This is a genomic window from Pseudobacteroides cellulosolvens ATCC 35603 = DSM 2933, assembly GCF_001262605.1.
In the GTDB taxonomy this organism is placed as follows: domain Bacteria; phylum Bacillota; class Clostridia; order Acetivibrionales; family DSM-2933; genus Pseudobacteroides; species Pseudobacteroides cellulosolvens.
The window spans coordinates 4083177-4098992 of the sequence record NZ_LGTC01000001.1; the positions used below are offsets into that span (position 1 = coordinate 4083177).

At 32.2% G+C, this 15816-nt stretch carries 11 protein-coding genes and 1 pseudogene; all 12 read right to left on the reverse strand.

What is annotated here, in order from left to right:
• Positions 1-732: 732 nt before the first annotated feature.
• Positions 733-2337: a DUF2029 domain-containing protein gene (locus tag Bccel_RS16655; RefSeq protein ID WP_050753570.1), complete on the reverse strand. Its 1605-nt coding sequence runs from the start codon at positions 2335-2337 to the stop codon at positions 733-735.
• 289 nt (positions 2338-2626) lie between these two features.
• Positions 2627-3871, reverse strand: coding sequence for a hypothetical protein (locus Bccel_RS16660; protein ID WP_036944677.1), 1245 nt, complete (start codon positions 3869-3871; stop codon positions 2627-2629).
• Between the two features lie 13 nt (positions 3872-3884).
• A complete protein-coding gene (locus tag Bccel_RS16665) occupies positions 3885-6293 on the reverse strand; it encodes a hypothetical protein (protein WP_036944675.1) in 2409 nt (802 codons plus the stop codon).
• A 49-nt stretch (positions 6294-6342) separates the two neighbouring features.
• Positions 6343-6771 carry a PulJ/GspJ family protein gene (locus tag Bccel_RS16670; RefSeq protein WP_036944674.1) on the reverse strand — a complete coding sequence of 143 codons (429 nt, stop codon included), beginning with the start codon at positions 6769-6771 and terminating at the stop codon, positions 6343-6345.
• 12 nt (positions 6772-6783) lie between these two features.
• Positions 6784-8088: a hypothetical protein gene (locus Bccel_RS16675; protein WP_036944673.1), complete on the reverse strand. Its 1305-nt coding sequence runs from the start codon at positions 8086-8088 to the stop codon at positions 6784-6786.
• A gap of 1 nt (position 8089) precedes the next feature.
• Positions 8090-8647 (reverse strand): PilN domain-containing protein, encoded by a 558-nt coding sequence (locus Bccel_RS16680; protein ID WP_036944672.1) that lies wholly within the window; start codon positions 8645-8647, stop codon positions 8090-8092.
• A 21-nt stretch (positions 8648-8668) separates the two neighbouring features.
• A pseudogene (locus tag Bccel_RS16685) lies at positions 8669-9175 on the reverse strand (PulJ/GspJ family protein); the annotation flags it as partial.
• Between the two features lie 83 nt (positions 9176-9258).
• On the reverse strand, positions 9259-9759 hold the full coding sequence (locus Bccel_RS16690) for a type II secretion system protein (RefSeq protein WP_160317742.1): 501 nt from the start codon (positions 9757-9759) through the stop codon (positions 9259-9261).
• Between the two features lie 126 nt (positions 9760-9885).
• On the reverse strand, positions 9886-11097 hold the full coding sequence (locus tag Bccel_RS16695; protein ID WP_036944669.1) for a type II secretion system F family protein: 1212 nt from the start codon (positions 11095-11097) through the stop codon (positions 9886-9888).
• Positions 11098-11125: 28 nt separating this feature from the next.
• Entirely contained in the window at positions 11126-12235 is a 1110-nt protein-coding gene (gene pilM, locus Bccel_RS16700; protein ID WP_036944668.1) for a type IV pilus assembly protein PilM, read from the reverse strand.
• Between the two features lie 132 nt (positions 12236-12367).
• Positions 12368-13423, reverse strand: a complete 1056-nt coding sequence (locus Bccel_RS16705; protein WP_036944666.1) for a type IV pilus twitching motility protein PilT — start codon at positions 13421-13423, stop codon at positions 12368-12370.
• Positions 13424-13442: 19 nt separating this feature from the next.
• Positions 13443-15794: a GspE/PulE family protein gene (locus Bccel_RS16710; RefSeq protein ID WP_242857025.1), complete on the reverse strand. Its 2352-nt coding sequence runs from the start codon at positions 15792-15794 to the stop codon at positions 13443-13445.
• Positions 15795-15816: the final 22 nt, after the last annotated feature.

Genomic DNA, 15816 nt, shown 5'->3' on the forward strand with positions numbered 1-15816 from the left:
AACAATTCTCAACACCTAATTGAGTTGCATTCAAATATCAATAATCTATCTGATAAACTTATTTACTAAATATGATAGCATGAACCCTACACCCACTAAAATAATCATTACTTCTAGACAAAAAGTAAATATACTAAAAATGCTTGGAACTCTTGGCATTATTATGTCAATTATATCCCACATTTTTACCCTCCTTGTAATTAATACGAATTTCTCAGCTAATGTCTAAATAGTTCGATTCCTTACGATAATTTTTGGCAGAACTATTACGATCCATTATCTCAAAATGTTAACATGAATTTAGTACAGTATTTATATTTGCCTACATTTTACATTCTTACAAATTATAGCTTTCCCTTACTATCATTAATATATTGAACAATATGCTTTTATTATTGACAACACAGATACATGGACATGCAATAGCATGATTAATCCAGAAAAAAGATATTGTCAGACAATTTCTTCGGTATATCCTTCTATATCTATCAGTATAACCATGAAAAATTAAAAAAGTATTTGTTACCTTTACGGTCTACTGATCATGATCTATTTGGTCTATGAAGTATAATAACAGAAATTGCACTTTTTCAGTAATAGTTAAGTTATATCTTAGTGTCAATACAACAATAATTATATATCAATTCGAACATATCTTCTTTAGTTAAATATTAACTTTAACAAATTTGCATTTTTCCATACATCTTATTAACATTAAGTTACTCATGCACTTTAATGTATTTTAAAATTTGTTACAAAATTAATTTGGACCATCTTTTTCTTAACTATATTATCATATAAGATTTTTATAATATACCCAAATAAAAATATATTTATTGTTGAAATAATCATTGTGACTATTGTAGCAATTTCAACAGAATTAATTACCTTACTATTTTCATATAATATAATATGTGTATTAACATAAGAAGTTATACTAAAGAAAAAGGCACAAACTAGTAATCTATTATCTCTAATATATATATACGATAAAATGGCTAAGGCTACTGATGTAAAGATATATCTCTCATGCATCCTTGATGAGAAAGTAAATACTCCAGCAAAAAGCAATAATGCAGTTATAAATATATAAGAAGAATTTTGTGATTTTATATAAATAAGCCAAGAAAATAGAGTAATCAAACAAATTGATATCATCCCCCAGTTATAGTAACTAAAAATAAATAATGTTTCTGAATCATCTTGAAAATTCGCCCCTAAAAGCTGAAATAAATTAAACGCATTTAAAGTTGCAAATTTATATTCTCCCATAGTATTTAAGTATAAACGAAAAATCCATAATGGCCCTAACTTTAAAGCAAAAGGAAGCACAATAATTATTGCTGTACAAATACAAGATAAAGCTGATTTTATAATATCTTTAAGATTTCTTTTTCTAAATAGTTCAAAAAATAAAATTGGTAAGAAAATAATACCTTGAGGTTTCATTAATACTGCTATAGAAAATAAAATAGATGAAAAAACAATTTTATTTTCAGTAAGCTTAAATAATGCTAAAACAATAATTAGTGTAAAAAAGGAATCTACTTGTCCCCATAATGTTGAATTAATGAAAACAGCAGGATTAAAAACATAAAAAATAGATAATAAAATACTCATTTCAATTGTTATATATTTTTTCGCAACCCTAAAAACTATACAAGCGGTGGCAACATCTGCTATAATTGATGGTAATTTCAACAAAACAACATAATAATGGCCAATATTATCAAAACTAGCTATCTTGCCGATTATAAGTAATATATACATATATAGTGGAGGATAATCACTTGGAATTTTCATCTTATATACATCTGTAAAGCCTCCAGATAATACTGATGCCCATTTTTTAAAACATACAATATCATATGTAAACCCTTCCATTAAAGTAACGGAGGCTAGCCGTAATAAAAACCCTATTCCAAGCAATATAAATACAATAAAACTGATGTTTTTTGTATGTATCTTATATCCCTTATTATTAATTAAATAGTAAAATAACATAAATATAAAAATGAATATAAAAAAATATATAACTATTTGAATTGCATATTTATGTGAATCTCTTGGAATCGGATTTACATTTAAATTTCTTAGATTGTCTTTCTTTTGATTTATTTCATTTTTTTCTTGGACACCTTTATCTTTTTTTCTAACGCTGTAATTGTTTTTGATTTCATTAACATTTTGTCGTTTGTTCTGTAGACTTTTATCAATTTCAACACTATTATTTGAAATATATCCATTATATCTACTTAATGAATAACCTGCAATAATGCCTGATAATATTAGAATTAATAATAAAATTATTCTTAAGTAATATTTTTTAATTATCAAAACAATTATCCCCCTTAAAATAATTTAACATCTCATATTAACAATTTACTATTATTTTCTTCATACATGTTGATTCATAACAAGTTTGATACTTTCTTACTGTACTTGTCAAGTATATCTCCTATAACTAAATAAATCAAATAAATCAATATTTATTAATTTAAATAGGTTGATTTTATTCCACTTACATATGTCTATGTATTATAATCAATTAGATAAATTATTTAAACCAAGAAATAATAAAAGGAAGCATCAATTAATAATAGAGCTTCCTTTATAGTACTTATGCTTATTTCTCTACAATCTCAGTGCCAGTATTAATTATACTGTTCATATATATACCGCTAACTTTAGGTGACTTTATATCATTGTTCAGTACCACAAAGTAATCATATTTATATTTATTTTGCTGCCCTATTATACCACTCATCATTTCTATTGTAGCCTCAAACTTCACTATATATTTGCTCTGTTTCTTTGTATAAGCTGGATGTGGTATTATTTCAAAGTTACTCAATTTCAGAACTTTTCCCATATTAGACTTTAAAGGAAATGAATCAATATTAAACTTAGTTTTGTATTGATCATCTATTTGCATTATTTCCTTTTTATCTTTATCGATATTAAGCTTTAAAATACCCTTTGAATAATCAGCAAATTCCTTTTGACTTGAAAACCACTTAGATTTTAATAAGTTCATTCTTTCATTATCTAATTCTTTAAAATTTGTAAAGAATTTTTCAATTAGTTTTGATTCATTATCAAACCTGCTTCCATCTTCTTTATTTGCATATTCTTTACCATCTGGTGTTTTATCTGTATTGATGTATGGAAACCTTTCAACAAAGTCATTGTTTATAAGCAACACCCTGTTTTGATATCCAGGTCTTGTGCTAGATTCTACAGCTCTTTTTATCTTATAATCACTACTATCTTTTACAACTGTTATATCATAACTTGCTACTATCCTAAAATAATCATACTTGTTTTCATCAATATTTACCGCTTGTTTTTCATATAGCTTTGTTGTTGGATTCTGCTTATACGCTAAATAAAAATCTATATCCGGCAAGCATTTAGCCATTAATTGAACCTTTGTATAGTACATTAAATCATTGGTACTTTTGCCTATATATGTAGTTTCTATTCCTTTATCCTTTAGTGCATTCATTAACTGATACTCAACAACAACCATTCCATTAAGCTCTATATACCTTGGCAGATGTATACCAATTTCAGGATTATTCTCCCCCTCCGAAATAGTACGCTTTGAAATAAATGGCTTTATATCTTCAGGTACAATCGCCGTATTATTATATTTTTCAATTGGCTGAGAAAAAGCTTTAATAAAATAATCTGATACAACCTTCTTAACCTTCTTAGTAGCAGCCGAATTCTCAATTGTCACATTGTTATCTTCGCTATTATCGGTTTTATCATCGCCACCTAGAAATGATGGCATACTACAGCCAGTATTAATTATAAGAATAAGTGCAATAACTGTGATTAATGCTAATCTAAAGTTTTTTTTCATAATTCCACCCCGTTTAAGAATTAAATAATTTGTTTAGTGCATTTTTGATATCATCATTAGTATACTGATCAATTAGATATAGTAAGTTATCCTCCGGATCTAGCTTACCGTTATTATTTTTATCAATGCCAAACTCGTAGTTTACAGTAGCTGTTCCTTCAAAAACAACAGCTGCAAATTCGCCTGAATCAAGTAGATTTATATTACTTTCAATAACATTACCATCGGAGTCTTTTTTCATATAAATATAAGGCATACTATCAGCCGCTGACCCATCTGCTTTTTTATTAATTGCATCATAGCCTTTACCGGCTGCAATAATAAATCCGTTTAATTTTGAACCCGGTGACATAATAACTTTTCCCCTTGTATAAACTATCGCGTTTATTGTGTCTTTAATAACAAGAGTCTTTCCCGGATCATTTACTACAATAATGTAATATTTGGTATTAATAGGAGTAAATCCAATTTCATATTTATCAATACTACTACTAATAAGCTTAAGCTCACCATCAGTTATTACCGTGCTATTATCCATAAGATTACATTCTTCTAATTCTTCTCCAATATAATTAAAAAAATTCTTTTTTGCTCCTGAATCATCAGTAACCTCTTTATATTGGTGACTAATTACACCTGCTTGATAACCTGGATCCCTTTTAACAAAATCCTCAGTAATTTTCATAAGTGGTTTTTTTATTTCCGGTAAAAATTTGGTTTCAACAGTATTATAGTAGTCAAAGTATGTACCTTTAAGGTTTAACAAACCGTTCTTACTCACACTATCCCATTCCCATTGCATACTACCACCTGGAAGATACTTCTGTGTTTCCTTATCATTTATGTTTAGGTAATACAATGAATTTTCAAAATCTGTTTTAGAACCGACTAACGAACTTTCGTCTACTTTTTCTAAGTCTGATTTATTTCCAAGGTCAACATCTGAAATATCCATAAAATACATTTTGCCATTTGCCGCCATTTCATAATTACAAAAACCTTTTAATTTTGACGGATCATTTTCTGGACTATAGAAGCTAAATGGCTGGTTAAACATTTTCAATTTACTAAACCAAGTGCCTATTTCTGATTCATTTTTAAAATTATATACTTGGAACAAATTACTATAGCCTTTTGCCAAATTGCTTTTATACTGGTCTGCTATCCATGAAGTACCTTTATTATCCGTATCACTATGAAATTTCTGTCTATCTGCCGCTGTTCCCTGCGGCTCAAAATTTTTGTATGAAGCAATCTCGTCTGAATCGTTCCATGCACATGAAGCGTCCTCAATCTGAGGTGCATCATTTGGAAATACTGGGGTTCCCTTTATTGGATCAATAAGGAAGGTACCTCCATTTATCATTACATTCCCATTAATTATTATCTTGGATTTCATTGCATCTAATATAGTATCCTCAAACGGATGATGTATTACTGAACTATTAACAATTGCACTTGAAGCATCGTGGTACTGGTCAGTTGAACTTCTACCGTCTGATAACCCAAAATAATTTCTGTTTATAGCTATAATAGAATTTAAACCATTCATTTCAACATCATCAAATGTATAAACATCTTTATGTCCCAAAAAATAATCTTTTTGTCCAAACATTTGTATGCACTGTGCTACTGCATTGTTGTTTACTTCAATAGTACTATTATCTGCAACTGAATTGTCTGGATTTCCGCATCTAATAAAAGCCCTTACAAATGCATTTCCGCTAATATTCAACTTGGAATTTGAAGTCGCGTACAAACCACCATAAGTATATTGTTCAAACTCATTTGATTTTTGTGGTGCAGTACCGACAACTTTAACATCACCGTTTATAATGGCATTAGAATTTTTAACATAAATATCTCCTATAGCATTAATTGCTGCAGGTCTGAAATATTTATCATTATTATTTTCAATTGAAATAACAATTTGAGAATACACATCACTACCTGTTGATACATTAACCCCTTTTTGATATGTTGAAGTAATTGTCAATCCCAATGTAACCCAAATTTTATTTCCATCTACTTTAAAACCGACTCTAGCTATATCACCTTTCAATAAACTCTTTGCACCCTTAGATGGCTGTACCGTAATAGTTCCAATCTCTTTATTTATTTCTTTCTTTATATCTAATAATATAGTATCTACATAGTTACTAGCATCTGATATATACGGAACTTGTTTCGTATATGTTTTATCCTGTATATATTTTTTTATAATTTTAATAGCTTTCTCAGTACTTGAACCGCTTGCCAAATACGAATATCCAATAACAGATTGGCTCTTACTAACCTTCAGTTGCTGTACTGATAGATTCAATAAAGGTACCATCATCATTAGCATAAGCGTACAAATAATAATAACACTTGGTAAAGCCATCCCATCTTTTTTGTACACTATTCTCCTGATGCACTTCATAACCTTTCACCCCACTAACTCAATTAATTCTTAACATTTCTATTTCAAACTAATCAACATTCACCTGGACATTAAACTTTTCTACAACCTGGAAATTTGCTCCCTTTTTTTTATATAAGGTTATAAGATACTCCTGAGTAGACCCATTAACACCAGTAACACCCTTATATTCAGAATCATAAATAAAATTACTTTTTCCTTCACCAACTTTTATTCCCTTTAATAAAGTGGCTCCTCGAATATTACCACTTCCACTTTCTAAGGTGACTGAAGAATTCTTCTTAACACTATCAATAACCTCCTGCTGAACTTGATTCGCAGCAGCATTAATTTCTATCTGATTTTTAGTTAGCTTATTTATCATAGCTACATTTGCAAACCCCGCCATAAGAGGCACAGTAATTATTGCAAATAATGTTATTGCAATAATTAACTCAACAATTGTAAGTCCTTTTTTTCTCTTTAATAATTCTCCCATAACAAATCACCCTTAATTTATACTTACTTTTTCTTTCTGACTTTTCCCAGTAATTATGGAACCGGATCTATCTATCACCTTTACTCTGCCACCTGGATCAAAAACACTCAAATGAAGTTTATGAGATGAGTTATTAACAATTTTATAATTTACTTTTATTTTTTCACTTTCTTTTAAGTCACCAACATCTACTTTTAGATCTGCATTAAGATCTCTGTTAGGGATACTTCCAGAAATTGTCTTGCTCTTTCCTACAGCATAAGTAACAGTCATAGTGTATCTACTTTCTGTCAAAGCAAGCTGAACATCAGTTCTTCCTGAAGTCTTATACATGAAAACTTCTCTGGATTTGTCCGTTCCTAATACTTGGAAATTCTCCCCAGCTGTATAATATCCTGATTGCTTAAGGATGAAATCAGGCTCTAGAACTGTATTTGTTGCTGTGCTATTTTGTGAAGAAGTACTGCTGTTATTATTTCTAACAGCAGTACCATTATTTGTAGTTCCTGTATTCGATGGTACAGTAAATATCAAACCTGAACTCTCATTGTATTTGTTAAATCTATTTTTACTTGAGCTAAATATTTTATTAGCTTCTTCAATATCCTGAGCATAAATCTTTATTTTTCCTGTAACACTATATATCTGACCTACAGGGACTATGCCACCTACCTGGCCAACAGCTGGAGCTGTCTTATTAGTAGTATTGGCTTTATCATCTTTGGGTTGATCAATAATGAACTCTGCTACCTTAACCCTTCTTGATCCACCTTCTATAAATGAAAGTAGCTCCCAAATTTCATTGTATGCAAGGTCTGATTTAAAATCAACAGCAACAGAGTAATATTTGCTTCCTCCTTGCGTATTTGTAGAAGGTGTAGTAGTATCATCTAAGCCTGTATCGCTTCCTCCTGCATTAACCTGTTCAACATTGTTTGTTGAACTATTATCATTGCTGCTTACTGATACATTAACAACCTCAGGCTGATTTATCTTTACATCTTTTAATTTATTTCCCATTAACTTCTGTAGCTTTATCATATAAGATATACAATCAAACATGCCACTAACATCAGGGACATAATTACCAATTCTTTCACTAACTACCTTTTTCGATTTTAATTCGCTTTTCTTTTGCTCTATATTCTCCAAGTCTCTCTCCAGTGCACGTTCTTTTTCTTTTGCCTCTGATAACTGAGCATTAACATCATTTATTTCAGGAATATAGTTGTTCACAAAAATGGTATAAAATAAAAACCCATATACAAGCAATCCAAGGACAATAATAAGCCTGATTTCTTTTTTACCGATTGTCATTTTACTTTCCGCCCTTTCTCGTAATAGTTAGTTCATATTTAAATTCGTACTTTCCATCCTTAAGCTCAACTGAAGAATTATTAACCATTACGGATTCTATTCTAGAAATATAAGACAGAAATTCTGTTGCCTGAATTGGATCCATTGAATAGCCCTCAACATTCAAACTTCCTTCAGTAAATTTTATTGTTTTAAGGGAGCACCCTTTAGGAACAGAATTTCCAATAAAACTTACTATCTGCCCAACTAATATATTCTTACTATCAATATCTAACACTATATTATTCTTTTTTGATATTTCACTTTTAATAGAAACAATGTCTGTATTAACTGCTTTTACTTCATTATACTTCTCACTTTCAATATTTTCATTTATCATATCAAGCCTTGTATTTTGCATTATTATATAGACCTTAGGTAGAACTAATGATACCCCAACTAAAGCCAATATTGCAACTATAAGTGTAACAACTTTTACTTTCGATACCCCTTGCCTTTCAACCTTAACAGGCTCTTGAGGATTTCTTATATCTTCGGGCAATAAATTAATATCTTTCACAATATTTCCCCCTTGTCCATTCTATTGGATTTCTTTATATCTAACAGAAAACTCTGTAATTATCGGCTTTGAAAAATTTCTGTTGGTGAACTTTTTACTGTTGGTCTCAATTGGCTTTATTGTCAATACAACATACCCTTCATCTACTAAAATTTTGTTCTCCCAATTTGGAGTGGGTGCACTTGGAACCCTCTTTTCAAACTTACAGCTGGATGAATCGATATCTTTAGCAACTATCGTAGTACCTACTTTTAGAGTGTTATCAGAACCAAATTTCCAAGTCTTACTTTTTCCATCAGGAAACGTTAATTGCAATTCTTTATCAGAAATAATCTTTATTATTTTTGAAGCTTCAATATCTTTTCTAAGCAAGTTAGATACATTAGATACCATGTCCTCTTGCCTTATATAATTATAGTTTGATTTATATGTGTCAAAGCCATACAATAATATGGATGACATAACAGGCAAAATAATCCCAAGCAAAGCAGTATAAATCAATACTTCCACGAGGGTTAAACCTTTTTTGTTTTTTTAAGATTTATCATGATTTAATCACCTCTTTACAATTATCCAACCCGGCCAATTGACCGGGTCGGATGAACATTTTATCAAGTTGATGTAGCTGCAGCAGCTGAAGATATTGGATATAATAATTTAGCACCGGCTGTAACATGGATTCTATTTGCAGGAGTTGCATTTTTTGTTAAACCTACTGTAACTGCACCAGTATCAGTGTCTACAGCAACTTCAAACCAAACATCTTTTTGACTCAATTTTGCTTGCTTTGCATTAAGATAAGGTCCAAATTTCTTATCAACCCCATCATCAGTAGTGTAGGTTATAACCTTTGTGAAGCTATCCATTAAATTTTCTACAGTATCTTTTTTAATTTCACTATCTGTTAGACCAACATCATCTGTTTCTGCTATGTATGTCTGAATTGCTGTTTGCAAATAACTGCATGCAGCTTTGTCTGACTTTTCTTTCTGCTTACCTAAAACACCACCGAATAAGTTGATGCTGATTGCAGCAAGTATTGCCAATATAGCAACAACTATCAAAAGCTCGATTAATGAGAAACCTTTTTTACTCTTTAACATTTTTTTCATAACTTTTCCCCCTCTGATTTTTTGGTTAATTTTTTTACTTTGCCCTTCCGATAAACCACTAAGCATTGTTTATCGTCCACCCCCTTCACTCTGGTTTATTTATGGACACTTTTTGATCCCAACAATTTATTCTAAACCCTGATATATTGAAAGCATTGGGTAAAGAACACTTAATACGATAAATCCTACTAACACTGCCAATACCATTATTATGGCCGGATTAATAAAATCAGTCAGCATTTTCAATGAAACCTCAACTTCTTCGTCGTAGAAATCAGCACATTTATTTAATGAAAAATCAAGGTCTCCAGACTCTTCTCCGACTTTAATCATCGACATTACCATGGGCGGGAAGAACTTCATAGATGCGAGAGGCTGACTTAACCCTCTGCCCTTCTTAATTTCAGCTATAACTTCTTCAAATGCCTCAGCTATTGCTGCATTGCCTATAACATTCTGAACTACTTCCATGGATTGTATTAGCATTACTCCACTAGATATAAGAGTTCCTAGAGTTCTTGTAAATCTAGCTGTTATTGTATTTTTTACAACAATTTTTATTATCGGCAGTTTAATTGAAAGACTCCCAAAAAATCTTTTACCATTTGGAGTTTTTATATACTGCCTTATGAATACAACCAAACCACCAATTGCTAGAAATACAGCCCACCAAAATGCCTGAAAAAATCCACTTACAGCAATTAAGATCTTCGTAAATATTGGCATTTCAACCCCAAAATCACCTAATGCTGATGTAAACGAAGGAACAACAAAGGCCATTAGTATTATTACAACTATAACTGCTATAGAGATAACTATGATAGGATATGTCATTGCACTCTTCAACTTCTGATTTAATTTATATTGCTTTTCCATCTGCTCTGCCAGTCTGTTGAAAACCTTGTCCAACTGACCGCTAACTTCTCCGGCTTCGACCATAGTAACAAATAACCCTGGAAATATATCTGTCTGCTTTTTCATGGAAGACGATAATGAGATACCCTTCTTTATATCATCACCTATATCAGTTATCACCCTTTTCAATGTAGGGTTTGTAGTTTGCTCTTTTAATATATCTAAACACGCTGCAATTGGTATTCCTGCTTCAAGAATTATGGCAAATTGTCTTGCAAAAATTGATAAATCCTTTATAGTTATTCTCTTCTGAAATATTTTTATCTGAGTTATATCGGTAAAAGCATTTTTTTCCTTTATCTCAACTACTGAATAGCCTCTTTCAATAAGCATCGATGTAAGGTCCGATTCTCTTTCAACTTTGGCCTCACCAGTGAAAATCTTACCCGATTCATTTTTTACCCGATAAGTATATAACGGCATTTACTGAACCCCCAAACTGATTTCTTATTTATAATGCTATCCCTATGGCATTTATTAGGTAATTTATCTTTTCAATGTTTAGCTCTGGAGCAAACTCAATTCCTCTGACATCAACATAATTTATTGGATATGTGGGTACTCCGAAGGCTTCCTCGAAATACTCTCTTATGCCCTTTAGCTTTGAACCTCCACCAACAAGGAATATTTTGCTTATTTGCTCTCCGGCACATCTATCTATATAAAAATTAAAACACATTTTTATATTCTTTGTTATTTCACCAATTATCTTTTTGGCACATTCACTGCACTGCCATTCCAAATCATTATTTGGATCTCTGAAGGCTACCATTCCATACATCTTTTTATATCTTTCTGCCTTATCGGTATCTTTTACATTCAAAGACAGTTGGTCTATGATAACCTGATCTATATTGCTGCTTCCTAAAAGCACAACTCTATTGAATTCTGGAATTTTATTTTTTAGAATATTAACTATTGTGGTTTCAGATCCTAGATCGATAACTGCTACAGTATTTGTTGTAGTTTTAGGAAACCTTTGTTTTCTTGATAATATATCAGTTTCTTTAAACTCAATATCCTTTTGAAAAAATTTTGATATGCTGTTTGCCGGAATGTCAACTGAAACCGGCTTCAACTTGAGATCCTTCAAAATCTCTATATAGCTGTCAATTATGTTCTTAGCTACCGCAGTTACAAATACCCTCATTTTTTCCTTGCCATTATCATTTATGACATCAAGCAACTTGTAATCCACACGGTGCTCATCAAACTTAATAGGTAGAAAGTTGTGTATTTCAGACCATACCTTTTTGTCAACTTCTTTTTCTTCAACCTTATCAACCATAATTATTCTTGTTATGATATTGGTTCCAGACACTACTATCTTAGCCTCTTTTGCACTTAAATCGTGCTCATCAATAACCCTTTTGATCTCAGAAACAACTCTAGCCTTATCCTTAATTGCCCCATTCTTAATACACCCCTTTGGCGTATCACCAATGCCATAGTTGATTACCATCAAATCATTATTTTTCTTTTTTCTGAGTTGGATTATTTTAATGTACCTGAATCCTATATCAATAGTCATAAAATCACTGGAGAATAATTGCAATGCCATCTTATGCACCTCATTATATAAATCAGATTTAGAAGAGCTTTACTGCTATTTGCCTTAAATTACATCATAATAACATATATTATATCATGTTTTATTATAAAAAGCCATCTAAACCGATTAAATTCGAAATAATTATGTTGAGAGCAGTTTTTTCAAATTATCTATATCAAGTGCATACTGACAAGCACTTTCAAAATCTATGAGTTTTGATCTATAAAGATTTGCAACACATGAGTCCATTGAGTGCATTCCGAACTGTGATCCGGTATGAATACAGGTATTGATTTGCGGTGTACGTGACTCACGTATCAGGTTGGCTATTGCAGGAGTCCATATCATTACTTCAGTAGCAAGCAAACGTCCTCTTCCGTCAGCTCTTTTTATAAGCTGCTGTGATATGATACCCATTAGTACCGTTGAAAGCTGACTTCTCACCTGAGACTGCTGATATGGCGGAAAAACGTCAATTATTCTGTCGATGGTTTTTGCTGAACCTACTGTATGTAATGTTGATAACACAAGATGGCCTGTTTCTGCTGCAGTAAGTGCCGTAGATATTGTCTCCTGGTCACGCATCTCACCTATGAGTATAACGTCAGGGTCTTCTCTTAATACAGCTCTCATTGCATTTGAATAAGTTTTTGTATCACCGCCAATTTCTCTTTGGTTGATAATACTTCTATTGTGCTTATGTAAAAATTCTATAGGATCCTCTATGGTAATTATATGACATTTTTTTCTATTGTTAATATAATCTATCATTGCAGCAAGCGTTGTTGATTTACCGCTTCCTGTAGGTCCTGTAAGTAATACAAGCCCTCTTTGCTTCATTGCCAGTTCGGCAGTTATTTCAGGCAAACCCAGATCCTCAATTTTAGGGATTTCAGTTGGAATTGTTCTTGCAGCTATCGCATAACTGCCTCTTTGCCTGAATATATTTATCCTGAATCTTGCTATGCCAGGGAGAGAATATGATGCATCCACCTCACCTGTCTCTGCGAGACTATTAAACAAATCACTAGAAAGACACTGCTTAGCCATTCTTTCACAGTCCTGAGCCGTCAACACAGGCTCATTTAGATAAATCAGATCTCCATGTATTCTTATAACCGGTGATACTCCGGTACATAAATGAAGGTCAGATGCATTGTTTATAACTGTCTGTTGTAGCAAATAATTCAGGTTCATCTCTTCTCATCCTCACATTCTACTCTTTAGAATAAGTAACACGGACCATTTCATCCACTGTTGTAACACCCGATAATACAAGTCTTGCACAGTTTGCTCTCAATGTCTTCATTCCGCTTTTTATAGCTGCGGCTTTTATTGTATCTGAGGTAACATTCTTAGCTACAAGATCCCTAATTTCACTATTTATAGTCATTATTTCATATATGGCAATTCTTCCTCTATACCCGGTGTTGTTGCAATTCGGGCAACCCTTCTTGGTATAGATCTTTACATCCTCATCTTCCCCTATCTCTAAGCCTTGCCTATCGCTTAATGTAGGAGTATATTCTTCCTTACATTTAGGACATAACCTTCTTACAAGTCTCTGTGCTATTATACCAACAACGGAAGATGATGCAAGGAATGGTTCTATTCCCATATCTATCAATCTTGTAACGGTACTAGGTGCATCATTGGTATGGAGTGTACTTAAAACAAGGTGACCTGTTATAGCTGCTCTAATTGCAATTTCGGCTGTTTCACCGTCACGAATTTCTCCTACCATTATGATGTCGGGGTCCTGTCTTAAGAACGATCTTAAAGCTGCCGCAAATGTAAGACCCGCTTTAACATTAACCTGAACCTGATTAACACCTCTAACGGTTGATTCTACCGGATCCTCTACTGTCATTATATTAACATTCGGCTTGCACAATTCCTTTAATGCTGTATATAATGTTGTGGATTTACCACTTCCTGTAGGACCCGTTACAAGCACAACCCCATGGGGATGTGATAAAATGCTATCGAATTTTTCCAAATCATCATCAAAGAAACCAAGATCTTTTTTAGTTACATTAAAACCTTCTTTATCTGCAATTCTTATAACGATCTTTTCACCAAACATAGTAGGAAGAACAGATACACGCATATCATATGCGGAATTATCAATTTTCATCGAGATTCTTCCATCCTGGGGAACACGCTTTTCCGCAATGTTAAGGCCGCTAATGATTTTTATTCTGGCAACAAGGGATGGAAGTACTTTTTTGTCATATTTCATTATTTCCAAAAGCTGACCATCTACCCTGAACCTTATCATAACGCAGTCTTCGTATGGTTCTATGTGAATATCACTGGCATGGCTTGCAACAGCTTTATTGAATACTATGTTAACCATACGCACTATTGGTGCATTATCAACGTCGCTTATCTCAATGATGTCATCCTCTTGCTCATGTTCTTCATTTATTTCAACATTTATTTCTTCATTAACCTTTTTTATTTCTTCTTCAAGATCCAATGCAACTTTCTGTGGTTCTTTTACATCGGTTTTCTTATCCTGTGTCGCTGGAACAGATTTTGCTACTTTTTCATAGTAACCGTTTAATATTGTGACAATCTGCTCTTCATCCGCTAATAAAGGTATTATTTCCATACCGGTAACAAGCCTGAGATCGTCCACAGAAAATATATTCATAGGGTCACTCATTGCAACCTTAAGGAGATTATTATCTTTTTCAACAGGAACCAATTTGTGCCTTCTTGCAATATTTTCATCAACAATCGCAACTATATCTCCAGGTATATCGGCATTTTCCAGATCAACATGAGGTATACCCATCTGCTTTTCAAGGAATTCGTAAAGGACCTTCTTCTTTATAAACCCTTCTTTTGCAAGAATTTCTCCAAGTCTACTTCCTGTCCTAGTCTGAATATCCAAAGCACTATCAAGCTGTGCCTGAGTTATAACACCAGCTCTGACAAGCTGCTTGCCAAGTCTTTCTTTAAATAATGACGGCTTATACTCGCTATCATTATCTATAAATGTCGGATTTTTAACTTCACTATTATTTATATCGGAATTTGATCCGAAATTACCATTTGTATTATTTACCATTGAGGCATTGTTGGAATTAGAATCATTGTCATCAAAATTATATTCTATTTTTTCACCTGATGTATAATCATTGCTATACTGCATAAACCCATCATAATCATGATTGTTGGGTATTTCAGCAGCAACTGTAGCAGCGGTAGCTGCTATTTCAGAGTTTGTATCTTCATTTATCTGATCAACCGTATCAGCATCTGATTGACTCATACTTTTAACAAATATTTTTGATATGAGATTTTCAATATGCTTTGCATCTGCAAATACCGGCTTAATTTCAAGGCCTGTTGTAAGTCTAACATCATCTGTCGCAAATATATCTGTAGGATCCTTCATTGCTACAATTAGAGTATCGCCATTCTTTTCAATAGGTATCATGCAATATCTAGTCGCCATACTTTCACTGATAAGAGTAGGAACACTATAATCACTAAAATCAAAATTCGAAAGATCTACAAACTCCATTTCCATCATAGATGCACTGGCATTTACCAAATCACTTTGTGTGACTAATTGG